Source organism: Halomonas pelophila (assembly GCF_040196315.1).
In the GTDB taxonomy this organism is placed as follows: domain Bacteria; phylum Pseudomonadota; class Gammaproteobacteria; order Pseudomonadales; family Halomonadaceae; genus Halomonas; species Halomonas pelophila.
In genome coordinates this window covers 53,003-72,176 of record NZ_JBEGCI010000006.1, presented here as the reverse complement: position 1 = coordinate 72,176, position 19,174 = coordinate 53,003, and the positions used below count along the sequence as shown (strand labels likewise).

At 67.0% G+C, this 19,174-nt stretch carries 15 protein-coding genes and 3 tRNA genes; 4 read left to right on the top strand and 14 right to left on the bottom strand.

Annotated elements, in window-relative coordinates; all coding sequences use genetic code 11:
* Position 1 precedes the first annotated feature (1 nt).
* The 7 genes from dnaB to rnr all read right to left on the bottom strand — a co-directional run bounded on the left by dnaB (position 2) and on the right by rnr (position 6,887).
* Entirely contained in the window at positions 2-1,390 is a 1,389-nt protein-coding gene (gene dnaB / locus ABE957_RS08285; protein ID WP_349758193.1) for a replicative DNA helicase, read from the bottom strand.
* A gap of 189 nt (positions 1,391-1,579) precedes the next feature.
* Positions 1,580-2,026: a 50S ribosomal protein L9 gene (gene rplI / locus ABE957_RS08280; protein ID WP_349758192.1), complete on the bottom strand. Its 447-nt coding sequence runs from the start codon at positions 2,024-2,026 to the stop codon at positions 1,580-1,582.
* A 16-nt stretch (positions 2,027-2,042) separates the two neighbouring features.
* Positions 2,043-2,894: a YybS family protein gene (locus ABE957_RS08275; RefSeq protein WP_349758191.1), complete on the bottom strand. Its 852-nt coding sequence runs from the start codon at positions 2,892-2,894 to the stop codon at positions 2,043-2,045.
* Positions 2,895-2,906: 12 nt separating this feature from the next.
* Positions 2,907-3,134: a 30S ribosomal protein S18 gene (gene rpsR / locus ABE957_RS08270; protein WP_016853668.1), complete on the bottom strand. Its 228-nt coding sequence runs from the start codon at positions 3,132-3,134 to the stop codon at positions 2,907-2,909.
* A gap of 33 nt (positions 3,135-3,167) precedes the next feature.
* Complete coding sequence (gene rpsF, locus ABE957_RS08265) at positions 3,168-3,539, bottom strand: 30S ribosomal protein S6 (RefSeq protein WP_040185479.1); 372 nt, start codon at positions 3,537-3,539, stop codon at positions 3,168-3,170.
* Between the two features lie 157 nt (positions 3,540-3,696).
* Positions 3,697-4,521 carry a 23S rRNA (guanosine(2251)-2'-O)-methyltransferase RlmB gene (gene rlmB / locus ABE957_RS08260; RefSeq protein WP_349758190.1) on the bottom strand — a complete coding sequence of 275 codons (825 nt, stop codon included), beginning with the start codon at positions 4,519-4,521 and terminating at the stop codon, positions 3,697-3,699.
* Positions 4,521-6,887: a ribonuclease R gene (gene rnr, locus ABE957_RS08255; RefSeq protein WP_349758189.1), complete on the bottom strand. Its 2,367-nt coding sequence runs from the start codon at positions 6,885-6,887 to the stop codon at positions 4,521-4,523. Before rnr ends, rlmB begins: the two co-directional genes overlap by 1 nt.
* Positions 6,888-7,123: 236 nt before the next feature.
* On the opposite strand from rnr, the gene ABE957_RS08250 reads away from it, so the two are divergent.
* The 3 genes from ABE957_RS08250 to ABE957_RS08240 all read left to right on the top strand — a co-directional run bounded on the left by ABE957_RS08250 (position 7,124) and on the right by ABE957_RS08240 (position 7,504).
* Positions 7,124-7,210: transfer RNA gene (locus tag ABE957_RS08250), tRNA-Leu, on the top strand.
* Between the two features lie 78 nt (positions 7,211-7,288).
* Positions 7,289-7,375, top strand: a tRNA-Leu gene (locus ABE957_RS08245).
* Positions 7,376-7,417: 42 nt separating this feature from the next.
* Positions 7,418-7,504: transfer RNA gene (locus ABE957_RS08240), tRNA-Leu, on the top strand.
* A 321-nt stretch (positions 7,505-7,825) separates the two neighbouring features.
* Here ABE957_RS08240 and ABE957_RS08235 read toward each other — a convergent pair.
* The 3 genes from ABE957_RS08235 to ABE957_RS08225 all read right to left on the bottom strand — a co-directional run bounded on the left by ABE957_RS08235 (position 7,826) and on the right by ABE957_RS08225 (position 11,090).
* On the bottom strand, positions 7,826-9,616 hold the full coding sequence (locus ABE957_RS08235; RefSeq protein WP_349758188.1) for an amidohydrolase: 1,791 nt from the start codon (positions 9,614-9,616) through the stop codon (positions 7,826-7,828).
* Between the two features lie 269 nt (positions 9,617-9,885).
* Positions 9,886-10,755, bottom strand: a complete 870-nt coding sequence (locus ABE957_RS08230) for a DNA/RNA non-specific endonuclease (RefSeq protein WP_349758187.1) — start codon at positions 10,753-10,755, stop codon at positions 9,886-9,888.
* A gap of 59 nt (positions 10,756-10,814) precedes the next feature.
* Complete coding sequence (locus tag ABE957_RS08225; RefSeq protein WP_349758186.1) at positions 10,815-11,090, bottom strand: Lrp/AsnC family transcriptional regulator; 276 nt, start codon at positions 11,088-11,090, stop codon at positions 10,815-10,817.
* Between the two features lie 385 nt (positions 11,091-11,475).
* Here ABE957_RS08225 and ABE957_RS08220 point away from each other — a divergent pair, with 385 nt between their 5' ends.
* Positions 11,476-11,790 carry a high-potential iron-sulfur protein gene (locus tag ABE957_RS08220; RefSeq protein ID WP_349758185.1) on the top strand — a complete coding sequence of 105 codons (315 nt, stop codon included), beginning with the start codon at positions 11,476-11,478 and terminating at the stop codon, positions 11,788-11,790.
* Between the two features lie 155 nt (positions 11,791-11,945).
* On the opposite strand, the gene ABE957_RS08215 is transcribed toward ABE957_RS08220, so the two are convergent.
* The 4 genes from ABE957_RS08215 to ABE957_RS08200 all read right to left on the bottom strand — a co-directional run bounded on the left by ABE957_RS08215 (position 11,946) and on the right by ABE957_RS08200 (position 19,099).
* Positions 11,946-13,496, bottom strand: coding sequence for a SpoVR family protein (locus tag ABE957_RS08215; protein ID WP_349758184.1), 1,551 nt, complete (start codon positions 13,494-13,496; stop codon positions 11,946-11,948).
* Positions 13,497-13,515: 19 nt separating this feature from the next.
* The gene (locus ABE957_RS08210) at positions 13,516-14,799 is read right to left on the bottom strand and encodes a YeaH/YhbH family protein (protein ID WP_349758183.1); all 1,284 of its coding nucleotides are present in this window, start codon (positions 14,797-14,799) and stop codon (positions 13,516-13,518) included.
* A 14-nt stretch (positions 14,800-14,813) separates the two neighbouring features.
* Complete coding sequence (locus ABE957_RS08205) at positions 14,814-16,736, bottom strand: PrkA family serine protein kinase (RefSeq protein ID WP_349758182.1); 1,923 nt, start codon at positions 16,734-16,736, stop codon at positions 14,814-14,816.
* Between the two features lie 350 nt (positions 16,737-17,086).
* Entirely contained in the window at positions 17,087-19,099 is a 2,013-nt protein-coding gene (locus ABE957_RS08200; RefSeq protein WP_349758181.1) for an oxidoreductase, read from the bottom strand.
* Positions 19,100-19,174: the final 75 nt, after the last annotated feature.

Genomic DNA, 19,174 nt, shown 5'->3' with positions numbered 1-19,174 from the left:
GTCACTCGCCGAAGGCCTCGCGATAGCTGTCCGGTGCCAGGTCCTCGAAGCGAGTGTACTTGCCGATGAAGGCCATGTGCACCGTGCCGATGGGGCCGTTACGCTGCTTGCCGATGATCACCTCGGCCAGCCCCTGATTGTCGGGGTTATCCGGATTGTAGACCTCGTCGCGATAGACGAAACCGATGATATCGGCGTCCTGCTCGATGGCGCCGGACTCGCGCAGGTCCGACATCACCGGCCGCTTGTTGGGACGCTGCTCCAGGGAGCGGTTAAGCTGGGAGAGCGCCACCACCGGGCAGCCGAACTCCTTGGCCAGCCCCTTGAGCGAGCGGGAGATCTCCGAGATCTCGCCGGTACGGTTCTCCGAGAAGCCCGGGATCTGCATCAGCTGCAGATAGTCGATCATGATCAGCCCCAGGTTGCCCTGCTCACGCACCACGCGGCGGATGCGTGAGCGCATCTCGCTGGGCGAGAGCGCCGCGGTGTCGTCGATGAACAGCTGCTTGTCCTTGAGCAGGTTCACCGCCGAGGTGAGTCGCGGCCAGTCCTCGTCCTCCAGCTGGCCGGTGCGCACCCGGGTCTGGTCGATGCGCCCCAGCGAGGAGAGCATGCGCAGCATCAGCGAATCCGCGGGCATCTCCATGGAGAACACCATCACCGGCTTGTCGCTGGAGATCACCGCGTGCTCGACCAGGTTCATGGCGAAGGTGGTCTTGCCCATGGAGGGACGCCCGGCAATGATCACCAGATCCGAGGGCTGCAGGCCCGAGGTCATCTCGTCGAGGTCGCGAAAGCCGGTCGAGAGCCCGGTCATCTCGCCCTGCATGTTGAACAGCTCGTCGATGCGGTCGACCGCCTTGGTCAACAGCTCGCTCATGCCGATCGGGCCGCCCGACTTGGGCCGCTCCTCACTGATCTGGAAGACCAGCCGCTCGGCCTCGTCGACCAGCTCGTCGGCGGGGCGTCCCTGGGGGCTGAAGGCGCCGTCGGCGATCTGGCTAGCCGCGCGGATCAGCTTACGCAGGGTGGCGCGCTCGCGAACGATATCGGCGTAGGCGCGGATGTTGCTGGCCGAGGGCGTATTGCGCGCCAGCTCGGCGAGGTAGGCCAGGCCCCCCACGGTATCCAGCTGGTCGCGCCCCTCCAGGGCCTCGGAGAGGGTCACCACGTCCAGCGGCCGTCCCGACTCGGCCAGGCTCGCCATGACGTTGAAGACCAGCCGATGCTCGTAGCGATGGAAGTCGTCCGCCACCAGGCGGTCGGCCACGTTGTCCCACGCCTGGTTGTCGAGCATCAGGCCGCCAAGCACCGACTGCTCGGCCTCCACGGAGTGGGGCGGCACCTTGAGGGCGGCGGTTTCCTGATCGAGGGCGAGGGGTTCGTTCATGGTACGCGGACCTTCAGGGGGGACAGGGGCCAACACATTCTACCCGATGGGCGGCGGCGACCCCATGCTCGGGGGCGACCCGTGCGATGCGTCAGCCCCCGAACAAGGAGCGAAAAAAAGGGGCGAGGATTCGCTCCTCGCCCCCCTGGGTCACGGCACGCCCCGGGGCGCGTGCCGCTGGCCATGGCCTTACTCGGCCACCACCACCACACGCACGGTGGCGTCGACTTCGGCGTGCAGGTGCAGGTCGATGTCGTACTCGCCGGTCTGGCGGATCGGACCCTGCGGCATGCGCACTTCGCTCTTGGCAACCTCGAGCCCGGCGCTGGAGATGGCCTCGGCCAGATCACGCGGACCGATGGAACCGAACAGCTTGCCCTCGTCGCCGGCCTTGGAGACCAGAGAGAGCTCGATGTCGTTGAGCTGTTCGGCACGCGCCTCGGCGACGGCCTTGCGCTCGGCGGCCTCGGCCTCGAGCTCGGCACGCTGCGCCTGGAAGGCCTCGATGTTGTCCTTGGTGGCCGGCACGGCCAGGCCATAGGGCACCAGGTAGTTGCGGCCGTAACCGGGCTTGACGGTGACCTGGTCACCCAGACCGCCCAGCTTGCCAATCTTGTCGAGCAGAATGACGTCCATTCTCGTAAACCTCTTGTCAGTGGCTGCGGGCCAGTCGTCCACGGAAATCCGCGAACGTGTCGATGAAGGCCATGAGCAGCACAATGAGAATCATGGGCCAGGTGGTGATCAGCAGCACATAGAAGGCGACCAGCCACAGCCCGTTCATTCCCTTCAATCCGATAAAACCATGCACCAGCGCGATGCCGGCCACCAGCAGCGGCACCCAGGCCAGCATGCCCAGGGCCGGAAGCCCCAGCACGCCGCCAAGCACCCCGAGCATCACCAGCATGGCGAGCTCGCGGGGCAGCAGGCGCAGCGCGTGGAACTCCTCGCGAAACCCGCCCGGGTTGTAGAGCCCGGCCTGCCAGCCGCGCGCCAGGGCCAGGCAGGCCACGGCGGCGAGCAGCACGATCAGCGCGGTCACGCCGCTGATCATCAGGCCGGCCAGATGCTCGGTGTCCATGCCCTGGCGAGAGAGCTCGCCGAGCATCGCCGCGATATCCGGCGATCCCTGGCGCAGCTGCTCCAGCACGAAGGCGGCCCCGCCCGGCGGCAGGAAGATGCCCAGCTGGATCATGCCCGCCCCGGCCAGGGTGCCGGCGATGATCGCCTCACTCCAGCTCAGTCGGGCGCGCAGCACCACCGCCATCAGCGTCACCAGCAGCACGCTGGCGAGCGGGATGACGTCTCCCTGGGTCCACCACAGGCCGGCGGGTACCGCCGCGGCGAGGATCACCGGCAGCGAGGCGGCCATGCCCTGGCGCAGCGTGACCAGGGCCACCACGGCGGCCCCGAGCCAGAACAGCCAGGGAATGGCGGTGCCCGCGGCGGCCCCCAGGGCCGCATAGGGCGTGCCGCGCATCATCCAGCGGGCGACGGGCAACATCACGCGCAGTGCTTACTGGTGGCTGTCGGTGTAGGGCAGCAGCGCCAGGTAGCGTGCCCGCTTGATGGCGGTGGACAGCTGGCGCTGGTAACGGGCCTTGGTCCCGGTGATGCGGCTGGGAACGATCTTGCCGGTCTCGGTGATGTAGGCCTTGAGCGTGTCCAGATCCTTGTAGTCGATCTGCTTCACGCCTTCAGCGGTAAAGCGGCAGAACTTACGGCGACGGAAAAAGCGTGCCATGGGAAGACTCCTTCAGAGGTGCGATGGGTGTGCTCAGGCGGATTCGGTGCTGCGCGGCTTCTCGTCGCGACGGACACGCTTCTCTTCCACCGGCTTCATCATCGGAGAGGCCTCGGTGACGGCTTCCTTGGCGCGAACCACCAGGCTGCGGATGATGGCATCGTTGAAGCGGAAGATGTTCTCGATCTCGTCGAGGGTCTCGCCGCTGCACTCGACGTTCATCAGCACGTAGTGAGCCTTGTGGATCTTGTTGATCGGGTAGGCCAGGTGGCGACGGCCCCAATCTTCGAGGCGATGCACGGTGCCGCCGTTCTCGGTGACGAGGCCGGTGTAGCGCTCGACCATGGCCGGGACCTGCTCGCTCTGGTCCGGGTGGACCATGAAGACGATCTCGTAGTGACGCATGGGATCTCCTTGCGGTTTGGCAGCTTCCACAGTGACGACCTCGGGTCGCTCAGGGGAAGCAAGGAGTGATTGTCAAAAGACAGGAATGCCCGCTCGCAGGACGAGCGGGCGCAGGTATTCTAGTGATAAGTGCAGCGACTGGCAAGGCGCGGGCGATTCAGCCGCGCTTGACCGCGCCCTGGCGCTGGCGCACCGCCTCGAACAAGCAGATGCCGGTGGCCACCGAGACGTTGAGGCTGGAGACGCTACCGGCCATGGGCAGCTTGACCAGGGTGTCGCAGGCCTCGCGGGTCAGCCGTCTCATGCCCTTGCCCTCGGCGCCCATCACCAGGGCCGCGGGGCCGGTGAAGTCGGCCTCATAGAGGCTCGCCTCGGCCTCGCCGGCGGTGCCGGTGATCCATACCCCCAGGTCCTTCATCTTGGCCAGCGTCCGCGCCAGGTTGGTGACCTGGTAGACCGGCATGCTCTCGGCGGCCCCGCAGGCGACCTTGCGCACCGCCGCGTTGAGCGGCGCCGCCTTGTCCTTGGGCACGATGACGCCGTGGACCCCGGCGGCATCGGCGCTGCGCAGGCAGGCGCCGAAGTTGTGCACGTCGGTGACGCCGTCGAGCACCAGCAGCAGCGGCGGCGCCGCGTGGGGCCAGCCCTCGAGCCTGAGCCACAGCGACGCCTCGCCCTCGAAGGCGAGCGGCGTGGCAAAGGCGATGATGCCCTGATGGGAGGCGCCCTGGGCGAGCTGGTCGAGCTCGTCACGGGGACGCGACTGCAGGCGCGCGCCGCCCTGGCGCGCGGCTTCGACCAGCTCGGCCAGGCGAGCGCCGGCGCTGCCCTCCTGCACCCAGACCTCGCGGGGCGTCTCGCCGCGATCGAGCAGCGCCCGCACCGCGTGCACGCCGAACACGGCCTCGAGCCCGCCGGGCGTCGACGGCGCCCGGCGCGGGGCCCCGCGCGACGCGCGTGGCTTCCTGTGCCCTGCCGCCATCAGCCGCGGCCCTTCGACCGCCGCGGGCCACGGCGACGCTTGCCGCCCTTGCCCGCCTTGTCATCGCCGCCCTTATCGGCGCCGCCGCTGCCACGCGGCTTGCGCGGCTGACGCTTGGGACGCGGCTTCTCGTCGGCCAGCTCGAAGTCGATCTTGCGATCGTCCAGGTCGACGCGGGCCACCTGCACCGAGACGCCGTCGCCGAGGCGATAACTCATCCCGCTGCGCTCGCCCTTGAGGCGGTGCTTCTCGGGCTCATAGTGGTAGTAGTCGGAGGGCAGCGAGGTGACGTGCACCAGCCCCTCGACGTACACCTCGTCGAGGCGCACGAAGATGCCGAACTGGGTCACCGAGGCGATGCTGCCGTCGTAGACCTCGCCGAGCTTGTCGGACATGAACTCGCACTTGAGCCAGTCTTCGACGTCGCGGGTGGCGTCGTCGGCGCGGCGCTCGGTCATCGAGCAGTGCTCGCCGAGCTCGAGCATCTGCTCGAAGGTGTAGGGCGACCACTTGCTCGGCGGCTCGACCGCGGCACCCTCGGCGCGCAGCACGGTATTGGTCTGGCGCGGCCCGCGGATCACCGAGCGGATGGCGCGGTGGACCAGCAGGTCCGGATAGCGGCGGATCGGCGAGGTGAAGTGCGCATAGGCCGGATAGGCCAGGCCGAAGTGGCCGTCGTTCTGCGGCGAATAGACGGCCCGGCTCATCGAGCGCAGCATCACGGTCTGGATCACGTCGGCGTCGTCGCGGCCCTTGATGGCCTCGGCCAGGTCGCGATAGTCCTGCGGGCTTGGGTCGTCGCCGCCCGGCAGCGACAGGCCCAGCTCATTGAGGAACAGGCGCAGCTTGTCGAGCCGCTCCGGCGAGGGCTTCTCGTGGATGCGATAGAGCGCCGGCAGGTCATGCTTGTCGAGGAAGCGTGCCGTGGCGACGTTGGCCGCCAGCATGCACTCCTCGATGATCTTGTGGGCGTCGTTGCGGCTGCGCGGCACGATCTTCTCGATCTTGCGCTCGTCGTTGAAGACGATCGCCGTCTCGGTGGTCTCGAAGTCGATGGCCCCGCGCTCCACGCGGGCCTCGCGCAGCAGCCGGTAGAGCGAGTGCAGGTTCTTCAGTGACGGCACCAGCTCGCTGTACTCCTCGCGCAGGGCATCGCCCTGCTCACCCTCGTCGTCGAGGATGGAGGCGACCTTGTTGTAGGTCAGGCGCGCGTGGGACTGGAAGACCGCCTCGTAGAAGCGGTAGCGGCTGATCGCCCCGCTCTGGGAGATGTTCATCTCGCAGACCAGCGCCAGGCGATCGACGGCCGGATTCAGCGAGCAGAGCCCGTTGGAGAGCAGCTCCGGCAGCATCGGCACCACCTGCCCCGGGAAGTAGACCGAGTTGCCGCGGGTGATGGCCTCCTGATCCAGGGCGCTGCCCGGACGCACGTAGTGGGAGACGTCGGCGATGGCCACCAGCAGCTTCCAGCTGCCCGACTTGGTCTTCCAGGCGCAGACGGCGTCGTCGAAGTCCTTGGCGGTCTCGTCATCGATGGTCACCAGCGGCACGTGACGCAGGTCGATGCGGTTCCCCTTGTCCGCCTCGGCGACCTCGGCCGACATGTCGGCGATCTGGTCGTGGACCTCGGGCGGGAACTCGGCGGGAATCTCGTAGCTGCGGATGGCGATGTCGATCTCCATGCCGGGATCCATGCGCTCGCCGAGCACCTCGATCACCTCGCCCACCGGCTGCACCCGGGTGTCGGGCTGCTGAGTGATCTTCGCGGAGATCACCTGGCCATCCTGAGCGCCACCGCAGGCACTATGGGGGATGATGATCTCCTGGGTGATGCGCGAGTTCTCGGGGATCAGCACCCCGAATTCCGGCGTGTTGGCCCGGTAGACGCCGACGATGTCCTGGGTGTTGCGCGCCAGCACCTCGACGATGGTGGCCTCGTCGCGCCCGCGGCGATCGCGGCCGCTGACGCGCACCAGCACGTGGTCGCCGTGGAAGACGCGACGCATCTGGCGGGGCGGCATGACCAGATCCGGTTTCTTGCCGTCGTCGCGCAGCAGGAAGCCGAAGCCGTCACGATGCCCCAGCACCTTGCCCTTGATCAGGTCGAGCTTGTCGATCAGCGCATAGGCGTTGCGCCGGTTGCGCAGCACCTGGCCATCGCGCTCCATCGCCGCCAGGCGACGCCGCACCGCCTCCTGGAGGTCCTCGTCCTCGAGACCCAGCTGCTGGCTCATCGCCTCGTGGGTCATCGGCTTGCCGGCCTCTTCGAGGCGCGCCAACAGGTATTCTCGGCTGGGCGCAGGCTTGTCGTACTTGTGAGCTTCGCGTTTCGCGTGCGGATCGTCGCTGAGCGTCCAGTGGGTCATGCGGAGGGCATCCTTGGCGGCATCGGGAGCAGCGTGATCAAAAGAGCGCCGGGACGGTGTCCGGCGCGTGGCATCTGGCGTTTCGGGTAATTTGTCATGCGCGCAGTATAGCGCTGGCGCCCCCATCACCCAACCATGGCGGCGCCACGAACGCCCGGCCGGCAACAAAAAAACTGGCTTTTTCATCGCCCACCCGCTTGCATCGCCGAACGAATCCGGTACCATACGCCTCGCCTGCCCAGATGGCGGAATTGGTAGACGCGCTAGCTTCAGGTGCTAGTGTCCTTACGGACGTGGAGGTTCAAGTCCTCTTCTGGGCACCATCGATACCCTGTCGATCATCGACCGGATATCCGGGAGTTCGCTCCCACGCTCTTTGTCAGCTCGAGTCATTCGTGTTCGCCCAGGTGGCGGAATTGGTAGACGCGCTAGCTTCAGGTGCTAGTATCCTTACGGATGTGGAGGTTCAAGTCCTCTCCTGGGCACCATCGCTCACTGCGATGCACCCGAACACGACGACAGCATGATGCGCCCAGGTGGCGGAATTGGTAGACGCGCTAGCTTCAGGTGCTAGTATCCTTACGGATGTGGAGGTTCAAGTCCTCTCCTGGGCACCACTACTCGCGTCATGCAGACGAGCCTTACATCGATGCCTTAAAAGGAAACCGCGACACTGGATCGCGGTTTTTTTGTGCCTGCCTTTCTTGTACCTGTCTTTGCTGTGCCACCCCGTCCGGTGCTACGCCGACGCCCTTTCCCTGGATGACCGCCGCCGGGAACGTCGACCGCTCAGAAGCGCCGGGGCAGCCTGGCCAACGCCGCGAGGCCCCAGCCGGCGGTATCGACCGTCATTTAGCGGCCCCGGCCTTCTCCTGCCCCGGCCGACGCCGACATGAGCCTCGGCAGGAGGTCCGGGCCGGTGCGCGCCTGCGCGCTCATTACTGCGCGTTCAGCCCCTCGTGCATCGCATGCAGGAATCGCTCTGCGACCTGCGGGCTCGCCACAAAGGGCGACTGACGCGCAGTGAGCGCCTGCGCCTTCTCGGCGGCGTAGATCACCCGATCCTCCTTGATGGTCGCCAGCACGCCAAGCTCGTTCAGACTCTCGGGATCGACCGCCGTCGGATCGTCGGAAAGAATCACGAAATCCGCCAGCTTGCCCGGTTCGATGGAGCCCTTGTCGTGCTCCTCGAAGTGCTGCCAGGCGGGCCAGATCGTCATGGCCTTGAGCGCCGTCTTCACGTCCACCCGCTGGTCCGGCCCCAGGATGTCGCCGGAGCGCGTGCGTCGGGTGACCGTGGCATCGAGGATCCGCATGCTGTCCGGGAAGGCGACCGGCGCGTCGTGGTGGGAGCCGAACATCATGCCTCGCTCCCGCACCCAGCCGGTGGGAGAGATGTTGTCGCCATTGACGGGGCCGACCGTATGGTCGCGGTGCCAGTCGCCCCAGTAGAAGGTGTGCATCGGGAACAGGGACATGAAGACGCCAAGATCCCGGTAGCTATCCACCTGCTCCTCGCGCAGGAACTGGCCATGGATCAGCACGGGGCGATTGCCCGGGTCGCCATACTCGGCCTGAGCGGTCTCCAGCGCCGCGATCAGCATGTCGGAGGCGCCCTCGCCGTTGGCGTGGGTGATGACCTGGATGCCATTGGCATAGCACCAGTTCACCGCCTCCTGAACCTGTGCCATCGTGACGGCGGCATATCCTGCATAGCCGGGCGGGTAGTCGCCCACCGGGTCGAAGTAAGGCCGGTCGCGAAGCGCGGTAAAGCCCTGCGGCGAGCCGTCGATGGTGAGCTTGCTGCCGCCGACGCGGACACGCCCGGTGTACGCCTTCGAGACATTCGCCTCGATGTAGTCCTTGGCCTCCAACACATCGGGGTAGGCGACGACATCGATCGGGAGCTTGCCGTCGGCGTCAATCGCCTTCAGGGCCTCCACGACCGAGCCGGAGGAGCGGCCATCCTGCGCGGTGGTGTAGCCGTAGCTCGCCCAGAGCTCGCTGCCCGCCACGGCGAAAGCCTCGAGCCCTTCGGGCCCGAGCGTCGACAGCAGGGGCAGGAGCGCGGTGAAGAAGGCATACTCCTCGAGCACTCCATTGGGCTCCCCGTCGGGGCTGCGCCGGATGACCCCGCCCGCCGGGTTTTCGCTCGAGGCGTCGATGCCGACCAGCTCCAGCGCCCTGGAGTTGGCGACCCCGAGATGACCGGACTGATGGACGATGAAGACAGGATACTCGGTCGACACGGCGTCGAGGTCCTCGCGGGTGGGATGACGCAGCTCCGCCAGCTGGGCGTTATCGTAGCCGAAGCCGATGATCATCTGCGCGTCATCGAGGGCCTCGGCATGCGCGTCGGCCCAGCTCCTCAGGGTCGACTGCAGGCTTTCGATGTCGTTCACCTCGCCGTCGGGCGGGGCCAGCAGGTTGGCCGACAGGGCCTGCAGCCCGCCCATCACGACATGGCCATGGCTGTCGACGAAGCCCGGCAGCAGCGTACGCCCCTGCAGATCGAACAGCGTCGTCTCACTGCCACGATAGGACTCCAGCGCCGACAGCTCGCCCACGGCCAGGATGCGCCCGTCCTTGACCGCCACCGCCTCCGCCGTCGGCTGCGCATCGTCGATCGTCAGAATCGGGCCGCCGCTGTAGAGGGTATCGGCGATGGCCGGCGACGGGGACGACGCGTCCTGTGCAACGACCGTGCCGGCGGACAGGGCGACGCCCACCCAGATGGCCGACCGGAAAAGATGATGCCTCATGGCATGTGCGCTCCTGCGAGATGTCACGCAGCTTCCCGATGATGCGACCCTCGAGTGGCGGGCCGAGACATGGCGTGGCGGACTGAAACGGTTCACCGTGGCGAGCCTCGACCGCCACGGCACCTCTCACCAGCTCCCTCTCGCGAGAAGGACCCGCTTCAGATTTAGCGCAAGAAGCGACATCTCGCCATCGCGCGACGCCGTTTGGAGCCCTTGGGCGGACGCCCAGGGGGAGACTAGTCGAAGCGCCCGGGCAGCCTGGCCACCGCCTCGAGGCCCCAGCCGGCGGTGTCGATCCGCCCCTCCAGGGCCTCGGCCGACGCCGGCGTGAGCCGCGGCAGGAAGTCCAGTCCGGTGCGCGCCTCCACCTCGTCGATGCTCACCAGGAAATCGTCCAGCGGCTCGTCGCCCGAGACCCGCTGGGGCATGATGAAGGCCAGCGCCCGGGGCGTCGCCCCCGGCACCACCAGGATCTTGTAGAAGGCCTGGGGCACCTCCACCAGCCCGACGCGATTGAGCACGTTGTCCTGGAAGCGCGCGGGGAAGATCGGCCCGGTGATGACCTGCAGGGTAGAGAAGCGCGGCACGAAGTGATCCATCACCACCTCCTCCAGCCGCTGCCATAGCTGCCGGTTCAGCGCCGGTCGCTGGGGCGACATGTTGCTCATCAGGAAGGTATCACGCTGGGCGCCGCCGCCGTGCACCGCGGCGATGGCGTAGTTGGGCGCGAGATGGCCGCGATCGTAGCCGCTGCCGAAGTAGCTCTCCGGCGAGATTGGCCAGAGCGCTCGCCAGTCGCGGCGAAAGCCGGGGCGCGGCCCGGCAGAGGGATCCTCGACCCGTCGCAGCAGGTAGCTGACCCACAGCGGGTTGACGCGCACGTCGGACCAGCCCACCAGGAAGCCGTCGTTGCGCAGCACGCGATGGAAGGTCAGCGGCGTCAGATCCTGCCAGGTGGTGACGCCCTGCCAGCTCAGCTCGTCACGAAGCTCACGCTCCTGGAGGTGCCAGAGTCCCGTGGCGACCGCCAGGAACAGGGCCGTGATCCCCAAGCGACGCACCCGATGCCGCCAGCGCTGACCAGCGCGCCCCCGTCTTGCTGCCATGTCTGCCCCGTCCCTGTTCGTTCACACCGCGCCCTGGGGCCCTGCGGGCCGCCTGCTCATCACCAGCCCAGCGAGAACATGGTCTCCAGGTCGTGGCGGGAGTGCACCTGCATGGCATTGAGGGTCTCGGTGTCGCGGATGCCCTCGACGGCATTGAGCCGCCCGGTGACCAGCTCCGCCAGGCTCTCGAAGTCGCAGGTCCGCGCGATGGCCACCAGGTCGTAGCGACCGCAGGTGGAGTAGACCTCGCTGATCCCCTCGACCTCGGCCAGCCGCTCGGCCACGGCCTTGACCTGGCCCTTGTCGGCATTGATCAGAATCACGGCATTCTGCATCGCACTTCTCCCTGCTCAAGGCGCTGTCGCGCGCATCATGTTCCGGTCGGCCGAGGGCCACCGCAGCTGGCGCGAGTATAGCAGCGCCGGCGCGGGCGCTGCACCGACGCAGGGCCGACCACCGACCTGCGTCGGCCGCGCGGCGGATTGCCGCACTGGCCCCGCGCGATTCGCGATGCCTCATTCAGTTGACTACCATGGAGCGGACGAACTCCGCCGGCAAACGCCTGTCGGAACAGGGGTGGCGCGACACGCAAGGCCCGACCCGCAAGACTCGGGAAGCAAGACACAGAACAGCCAACGCTCGACATCAGAGCGATAAGAAGCGCGGGCACCAAGCATGCCCCGCCACGATTCGTCCCTACCGTGATGACAAGGAGAGACCATGGCCGACCGCAATCGTCGTGACTTCATGCGTAACAGCCTGCTGGGCCTCGCCGCCCTGCCCCTGGGTGCCGGCATCCTGTCGAAGAGCGCCTTCGCCCAGGACCTGCCCGCCCTGGACCCCAGCGCCGAACAGGCCAAGGCCCTGAACTACGTCAAGGTCGCCAGCGAGGCCAGCGATCACCCCGCCTACGAGGAAGGCGAAGTGTGCGAGAACTGCATGTTCTATCAGGCGGATAGCCAGGGCTGCCAGCTGTTCCCACAGAACAGCGTCGAGCCCGGCGGCTGGTGCCAGTCCTGGACGGCTCAGGCCTGAACGACGTCCCATGCCGATACACAAGACCCGCGCCACGGCGCGGGTCTTTTCGTTTCAGAGCCTTTCACAAGGCCGTTCGTTTCAGGCGATGTTTCCAGGGCTATTCGCTTCGCTCCCGAGCCGCCGCTCGTGCCAGCGCCGCCGCCCGAGCGACGTCACTCGCGCCGCTCCTCTTCGGCCAGGGGCCAGTGATAGCGGCGCACCACCTCGTCGTCTTCCACCGACTCCAGCCTCACCGGGAAGCCCCACAGCTGGTGAAGGTGTCGAATGACCGGATAGACGCTGCGCGCCAGCGGCCGGCGACCGTCCTGAACGTGGCGCAGGGTCAGCGAGCGGTCGCCGCGGATATCCGCCGCGTAGATCTGGATATTGGGTTCGCGCACCGCCAGGGCGTACTGAGTGGCCAGGGAGTCGCGGATGCGCCGATAGCCCCGTTCGTCGTGGATCGCCGCCACCTCCAGCATCTCCTCCTGATCATCGTCGAGCACCATGAACAGCTTGAGGTCGCGCATCACCTTGGGCGAGAGGAACTGCTGGATGAAGGACTCGTCCTTGAAGTTGCGCATCGCGAACTCCAGGGTCTCGCGCCAGTCGCTGCCGGCGGTATCGGGGAACCACTCGCGATCCTCCTGGGTCGGGGCCTCGCAGATGCGCTTGAGGTCGGTGAAGATGGCGAAGCCCAGGGCATAGGGGTTGATGCCGCTGAAGTAGGGGCTGTCGAAGGCCGGCTGCTGGACCACCGAGGTGTGGGACTGCAGGAACTCCAGCATCAGCCCCTCGTCCACCAGCCCCTCCTCATAGAGCCGGTTCATCAGGGTGTAGTGCCAGAAGCAGGCCCAGCCCTCGTTCATCACCTGCGTCTGGCGCTGGGGATAGAAGTACTGGGCCAGCTTGCGCACGATGCGCACGATTTCACGCTGCCATGGGGCCAGCAGCGGCGCGTTCTTCTCGATGAAGTAGAGCAGGTTCTCCTGGGGCTCCGGGGGATAGCGTCCGCCCCCGTGCAGGCCCAGCGGGTCCTCCTCGTCGACCATGCCGGGCAGGGCATCGCCGCGCAGCTGTCCGGGAATGGTCCGCCACAGCATGTTGACCTGGGCCTGGAGGTGCTCCTCGCGCTCCTTCTGGCGGCGCGACTCCTCCGCCGCGGAGACCGGGGAGGGCCGCTTGTAGCGATCGACCCCGTAGTTCTGCAGGGCATGGCAGGCATCCAGCAACTGCTCCACCGCCTCCACGCCGTGGCGCTCCTCACACTCGCTGATGTACTTCCGGGCAAACACCAGGTAATCGACGATGGAGGGGGCATCCGTCCAGGTGCGAAACAGGTAGTTGCCCTTGAAGAAGGAGTTGTGGCCATAGCAGGCGTGCGCCATGACCAGCACCTGCATCATCAGGGTGTTCTCCTCCATCAAGTAGGCGATGCAGGGATCGGAATTGATGACCAGCTCGTAGGCGAGCCCCATCTGGCCGCGGCGATAGGCCTGCTCCACGGCCAGGAACTGCTTGCCGAAGGACCAGTGGTGGTAGCCCACCGGCATGCCCACGCTGGCGTAGGCATCCATCATCTGCTCGGTGGTGATGACCTCGATCTGGTTGGGGTAGGTGTCCAGGCGATACTCGTCGGCCAGGCGAGCGATCTCGTTCTCGAAGGCGTCGAGGATCTCGAAGTTCCAGTCGGAGCCGGTGGCGATGGGCTGACGTCGGGTCATGCTGCCTCCTCAGGCCGCCTCAGAAGGCGACTCGGCGCTTGAACAGCTCACGGAAGACCGGATAGATGTCGCCGGCCTCGACGATCTGGCGCATGGCGAAGCGGGCGTCGTACTCGGCCTCGACGCGCTCATACTCCTCCCACAGCGCCTGGTGGGCATGCGGCGTGATCTCCACGTAGGTGAAGTACTGCAGCCGCGGCATCAGGCGCTCGACCAGCAGCTTGCGACAGGCGACGGAGTCGTCGTCCCAGTTGTCCCCATCCGAGGCCTGCGCCACATAGAGGTTCCACTGCCCGGCGGGATAGCGCGCCTCGATGATCTCGTCGACCAGGGTCAGGGCGCTTGAGACGATGGTGCCGCCGGTCTCCCGGGAGTAGAAGAACTCCTCCTCGTCGACCTCCTTGGCCGCGGTGTGATGGCGCACGAAGACCAGCTCGACCTTCTCGTAGTTGCGCTCCAGGAAGAGGTAGAGCAGCAGGAAGAAGCGCTTGGCGATGTCCTTGTGGGCCTGGGTCATCGAGCCGGAGACGTCCATCACGCAGAACATCACCGCCTTGCTCGACGGCTGTGGCTGATCGATCAGGTTGTTGTAGCGCAGGTCGTAGGTGTCGATGAAGGGCACCGCCTCGAGGCGCTTCTCCAGCCGCTCGATCTCCTCCTTGAGCTCACTGATGCGAGCCGGATTGCGCAGCACCGGATCCTTGCGCTCCTCCTCGGCCAGCGCCTCCGTGGCCTCGCGCAGGGCCCGGCGAATCGGCGCGCGCATGGCGATGCGCCGCGCCTGGGCCTCGCGCATGGAGCGCACGATGTTGATGCGCGCCGGCGTGCCGTCCCGGGTGACCCCCGCCCTCACCTGGCGTACCTCGTCGAGGTCCACCAGGTTCTTGCGCTCCAGGTGGGGCAGCTCAAGGCCGTCGAAGACGAAGTCGAGGAACTCCTCTCGCGACAGGGTGAAGGCAAACTCGTCCACCCCCTCGCCCTGGTTGGAGGCGCCGCCCTCCCCCGCGCCGTCGCCGCCGCCTCCGCCGCCGGGGCGACGCAGCCGATCCCCCTCGACGAACTCCTTGTTGCCGGGGGCGACGATGGCGCGCTTGCCCCCCGGGCCGTGCTGGAAGACCGGCTCGGAGATGTCCCGCGCCGGGATCGAGACCTTCTCGCCCCGCTCCATGTCGGTGATCGAGCGGCGATTCACCGCCTCCTCGACCGACCGCTTGATATGGGTGCGGTAGCGGTCGAGGAAGCGCTGGCGGTTCACCGCGCTCTTGTGCTTGGCATTGGCTCGTCGATCGATGAAATAGGTCATGGCGACCTCCTCGCCTACTGCGACTTGCGCACCCGCAGGTACCACTCGGAGAGCAGTCGTACCTGCTTCTCGGTGTAGCCACGGTCGACCATCCGCGCCACGAAATCCTCGTGCTTCTTCTGGTCCGAGGTCGAGGCCTTGGCATTGAAGGAGATCACCGGCAGGAGCTCCTCGGTGTTGGCGAACATCTTGTGCTCGATCACCCCCCTGAGCTTCTCGTAGGACTGCCAGCTGGGGTTCATGCCGTTGTTCTGGGCCCGGGCCCGCAGCACGAAGTTGACCACCTCGTGACGGAAGTCCTTGGGGTTGGAGATGCCGGCCGGCTTCTCGATCTTCTCCAGCTCCTCGTTCAAGGCCTGACGATCGAGGAATTCGCCGGTCTCGGGATCGCGGTACTCCTGGTCCTGGATCCAGAAGTCGGCATAGGTGACGTAGCGATCGAAGATGTTCTGGCCATACTCGGAGTAGGACTCGAGGTAGGCGGTCTGGATCTCCTTGCCGATGAAGTCGACATAGCGCGGGGCCAGGAACTCCTTGATGAAGCGCAGGTAGCGCTCGAAGGTCTCCCGGGGCAGCTGTTCCTGCTCCAGGCGCTGTTCGAGCACGTAGAGCAGGTGCACCGGGTTGGCCGCCACCTCGTGATTGTCGAAGTTGAACACCTTGGAGAGGATCTTGAAGGCGAAGCGTGTCGACAGCCCCTCCATGCCCTCGTCGACGCCGGCGCTGTCGCGATACTCCTGGATCGACTTGGCCTTGGGATCGGTGTCCTTGAGGTTCTCGCCGTCATAGACCCGCATCTTGGAGTAGATGCTCGAGTTCTCGGGCTCCTTGAGCCGCGAGAGCACCGTGAACTGGGCCAGCATGCGCAGGGTATCCGGGGCGCAGGGCGCCTCATTGAGCGACGAGTGCTCGAGCAGCTTCTTGTAGATATTGATCTCTTCGGTGACCCGCAGGCAGTAGGGCACCTTGACCATGTAGACCCGGTCGAGGAAGGCCTCGTTGTTGCGGTTGTTGCGGAAGGTCTGCCACTCGCTCTCGTTGGAGTGGGCCAGCACCACCCCGTCGAAGGGGATCGCGCCCATGCCCTCGGTGGGGTTGTAGTTGCCCTCCTGGGTCGCCGTCAGCAGCGGATGCAGCACCTTGATCGGCGCCTTGAACATCTCGACGAACTCCATCAGCCCCTGGTTGGCGCGGCACAGGCCGCCGGAGAAGCTGTAGGCGTCCGGGTCGTCCTGGGAATAGAGCTCGAGCTGGCGGATATCCACCTTGCCGACCAGCGAGGAGATGTCCTGGTTGTTCTCGTCGCCGGGCTCGGTCTTGGAGATGGCGATCTGGTTGAGCCGCGAGGGGTAGAGGCGCACCACCCGGAACTGCGAGATATCGCCGCCGTTCTCCTTGAGTCGCTTGGCGGCCCAGGGCGACATCACGCTCCTCAGGTAGCGCTGGGGAATGCCGTACTCCTTCTCCAGCAGCTCGCCGTCCTCCTCGGGGGAGAACAGCCCCAGCGGCGATTCATAGACCGGGGAATCCTTGATGGCATAGAAGGGCACCTTCTCCATCAGCAGCTTGAGGCGCTCGGCCAGCGACGACTTGCCACCGCCCACCGGCCCCAGCAGATAGAGGATCTGCTTGCGCTCCTCGAGCCCCTGGGAGGCGTGGCGGAAGTAGGCGACGATCTGCTCGATGGCCTCCTCCATGCCGTAGAACTCGGCGAAGGCCGGGTAGCGGCGGATCACCTTGTTGGAGAAGATGCGCGACAGCCGCGAATCCTTGGCGGTGTCGATCACCTCCGGCGCGCCGATGGCCTCCAGCATCCGCTCGGCGGCAGTGGCGTAGGCCACCGGTTCTCGGCGACAGAGTTCCAGATACTCCTGCAGGCTCATCTCTTCCTGCTGGACGCGAGAGAAGCGGTTCTGCACATGGTCGAAGATGCTCATCGATGCCTCCTTAAAGCCCGATTCCCCGGCCACGACGACGTGGTGATAAAAAGCCGGGTGGGGGTCTCATCAGCGTAGTCAGCATCAGCGGATAACGGTTTAGCCCACCAATCAACGCTCCCGAGCCCTCATCCCTGAGAGCCCAAGAGCGTCCGTCGGTTCATGAAGATCGTCGATAGATTAAACGCTGCAACGACGCTGGCCGCCGGAGACAGCGGCGGCCAGGGGGCAGGAATCGGCACGGCGACGCCGATCGGGGGCGGGCGTCAGACCCGATCACGGGCGCGCCGACGAGAATTACGGCGGGAAGTACGGCCAGAGGCCCGCCATCGCAGACGCCGCGCGTCGCCTCAGAGTCCCGCGGCCAGGCGAGTGCCCTGGGCGATGGCTCGCCGGGCGTCGAGCTCGGCGGCCTCGTCGGCCCCGCCGATCACGTGCACGGCCACCCCAGCGGCGCGCAGCGGCTGGAGCAGTTCCCGCACCGGCTCCTGACCGGCACACACCACCACCGTATCGACCTCGAGCCGACGCGGCTCGCCCGCGACGCGCAGCGCCAGACCCTCATCATCGATGCCGAGGTACTCGCAGTCGGCGATCATCTCGACCCCGCGATGGGCCAGCGAGGCACGATGCACCCAGCCGGTGGTCTTGCCGAGCCCCTTGCCGGGCCGCGAGGCCCGGCGCTGCAGCAGGAAGACCCGCCGCGGGGTCGAGGGCGGGCGCGGCGCCTTGAGCCCGCCGCGCTCGGCCATGGCCAGGTCGACGCCCCATTCGTCGCACCAGGTCGCGACATCCAGGGAGAGGGGACCGGCATGGGTCAGCAGCTCCGCCACGTCGAAGCCGATGCCCCCGGCGCCGATGATCGCGACCCGCGCGCCGACCCGCTCGGGATGGGTGATGGCCTGGGGGTAGCTCATCACCATGGCGTGATCGATGCCCGGCAGCGCGAGCCGGCGAGGGCGCACGCCGGTGGCGAGCACCACCGCGTCGAAGGCGCGCAGGTCCTCCACGCCCGCCTCGACGCCCAGCCGCACCTCGACGCCATGCTTGTCGAGCATCGTCCGGTAGTAGCGCAGGGTCTCGTCGAACTCCTCCTTGCCGGGGATGCGCCGCGCATGGTTGAACTGGCCGCCCAGTTCGCCGGCGCGCTCGAAGAGGGTCACCGCATGACCCCGCTCGGCGGCGGTCACGGCCGCGGCGAGCCCCGCCGGGCCGCCGCCCACCACGGCGACGCGCCTCGGGCGTTCGGTCGGCGTGACGATCAGTTCGGTCTCATGGCAGGCGCGGGGATTCACCAGGCAGGAGGTGAGCCGACCCAGGAAGACCTGGTCCAGGCAGGCCTGATTGCAGGCGATGCAGGTATTGATCTCGTCGTCGCGCCCGGCGGCGGCCTTGCTCACCCAGGCCGGGTCGGCCAGGAAGGGGCGCGCCATGGAGACCATGTCGGCATGCCCCTCGGCCAGCACCCGCTCGGCCACCTCGGGCATGTTGATGCGGTTGGTGGTGATCAGCGGTACGCTGAGTTCTTCGCGCATGCGCCTCGTCACCTCGGTGAAGGCGGCGCGCGGCACGCTGGTGACGATGGTCGGCACCCGCGCCTCGTGCCAACCGATGCCGGTATTGATCAGGTCGGCGCCGGCGGCCTCGATGGCGCGGCCGAGGGCCAGCACCTCCTCGCGGCTGCTGCCCTCCTCCACCAGATCGATCATCGACAGGCGAAAGATCAGCAGGAAGTCCTCGCCCACCGCCTCGCGGATGCGCCGCACGATCTCGACGGGAAAGCGCAGGCGATTCTCGAGGTTGCCGCCCCAGGCATCATCGCGCTGATTGGTACGCGGACAGATGAACTGGTTGATGAGATAGCCCTCGGAGCCCATCACCTCGACCCCGTCATAGCCGGCCTGCCGGGCCAGCATCGCGCAGCGCACGTAGGCCTCGATGCGCGCCTCGACCTCGTCGCTCGTGAGCTCACGGGGCATGAAGGGAGTGATCGGCGACTGGATCGGCGACGGCGCCACCAGCTCCGGGGTATAGGCGTAGCGGCCGGCATGCAGGATCTGCAGGCAGATGCGCCCGCCGGCCTCGTGCACGCCCTCGACCACTCGGCGGTGATCCGCCAGCTGATCCGGCCGCTCGAGGGTCGCTGCGCCCTGAAAGACGGCGCCCTCGGCGAGCGGTGCGATGCCGCCGGTGACGATCAGCCCCACCCCCTCGCGGGCCCGCTCGGCGTAGAAGGCCGCCAGCCGCTCGAAGCCCCCGGGGGCCTCCTCGAGGTTGGTGTGCATCGAGCCCATCAGCACCCGATTGGGGAGCGTCAGGTGGCCGACCCGCAGGGGGCGGAACAGCTGGGGGTAAGCACTCACGGCAGGATCCTCATGGTCGAAACGGCGACGATTTCAAACAACTGTATGATAATCGCGCCGCCGGACGCAAAGACT